A 1,185-nucleotide genomic window follows, 5' to 3' on the forward strand; every position below is an offset into this window, starting at 1 on the left:
GTTTATTTGCTTTGTTAAAGCAACTTTATTAGTATATAACGTTACTTCTTCAAAGTCAACAACTTTTTTAAAAAAACATTTGGTGGAGCCTAGCGGGATCGAACCGCTGACCTCCTGCGTGCAAAGCAGGCGCTCTCCCAGCTGAGCTAAGGCCCCATTGAAATGGTCGGGAAGACAGGATTCGAACCTGCGACCCCATGGTCCCAAACCATGTGCTCTACCAAGCTGAGCTACTTCCCGATTATCTATTCCATTAAAATAATGGCGCGCCCGAGAGGAGTCGAACCCCTAACCTTTTGATCCGTAGTCAAACGCTCTATCCAATTGAGCTACGGGCGCAAAATTTAATGCCGAGGGCCGGACTTGAACCGGCACGGTAGTCACCTACCGCAGGATTTTAAGTCCTGTGTGTCTGCCAATTCCACCACCCCGGCGTGGATGGTATAGTTGGAGCGGAAGACGGGATTCGAACCCGCGACCCCCACCTTGGCAAGGTGGTGTTCTACCACTGAACTACTTCCGCAGACAGGATATCCAGTTTTGATAACTGTTATCCTATATAATGCGGGTGAAGGGACTTGAACCCCCACGTCATAAAGACACTAGATCCTAAGTCTAGCGCGTCTGCCAATTCCGCCACACCCGCGTAAAAATGGTGAGCCATGAAGGACTCGAACCTTCGACCCTCTGATTAAAAGTCAGATGCTCTACCAACTGAGCTAATGGCTCTTCTTACAAGAGACTTGAATATTATATCATATAAAAGTGGTGCCGGCAAGAGGACTTGAACCCCCAACCTACTGATTACAAGTCAGTTGCTCTACCAATTGAGCTACACCGGCAAAATGGTGGAGGATGACGGGCTCGAACCGCCGACCCTCTGCTTGTAAGGCAGATGCTCTCCCAGCTGAGCTAATCCTCCATTATTGCACTAACGTGCAATTGCTTGGCGGCGTCCTACTCTCACAGGGGGAAACCCCCGACTACCATCGGCGCTGAAGAGCTTAACTTCCGTGTTCGGCATGGGAACGGGTGTGACCTCTTCGCTATCGCCACCAAACAAGTGCCTTCAGGATGAAGGTACTGGGCGTTTCTCACAGGATGTGAGAGCCCTTAGCGGAGTTTCTTTCCGCCTTTTAGAGAGTGTTCTCTCAAAACTAGATAACAGATGTAACATCATTCAAA

General features: G+C 49.4%; 9 tRNA genes and 1 rRNA gene. All 10 read right to left on the reverse strand.

What is annotated here, in order from left to right:
* Nucleotides 1–80 precede the first annotated feature (80 nt).
* Nucleotides 81–156 (reverse strand) — tRNA-Ala (locus SC79_RS19600).
* 7 nt (nt 157–163) lie between these two features.
* Nucleotides 164–240: transfer RNA gene (locus SC79_RS19605), tRNA-Pro, on the reverse strand.
* Between the two features lie 22 nt (nt 241–262).
* Nucleotides 263–339 (reverse strand) — tRNA-Arg (locus SC79_RS19610).
* Nucleotides 340–348: 9 nt separating this feature from the next.
* Nucleotides 349–434: transfer RNA gene (locus SC79_RS19615), tRNA-Leu, on the reverse strand.
* Nucleotides 435–448: 14 nt separating this feature from the next.
* Nucleotides 449–523 (reverse strand) — tRNA-Gly (locus SC79_RS19620).
* A gap of 40 nt (nt 524–563) precedes the next feature.
* A tRNA-Leu gene (locus tag SC79_RS19625) sits at nt 564–646 on the reverse strand.
* A gap of 7 nt (nt 647–653) precedes the next feature.
* Nucleotides 654–729, reverse strand: a tRNA-Lys gene (locus SC79_RS19630).
* A 37-nt stretch (nt 730–766) separates the two neighbouring features.
* Nucleotides 767–842: transfer RNA gene (locus SC79_RS19635), tRNA-Thr, on the reverse strand.
* Between the two features lie 4 nt (nt 843–846).
* Nucleotides 847–922 (reverse strand) — tRNA-Val (locus SC79_RS19640).
* 22 nt (nt 923–944) lie between these two features.
* Nucleotides 945–1,060 (reverse strand): 5S ribosomal RNA (rrf, locus tag SC79_RS19645).
* Between the last annotated feature and the right edge of the window lie 125 nt (nt 1,061–1,185).

Source organism: Bacillus sp. MSP13 (assembly GCF_000815295.1).
GTDB classification, from domain to species: domain Bacteria; phylum Bacillota; class Bacilli; order Bacillales; family Bacillaceae; genus Bacillus; species Bacillus vallismortis.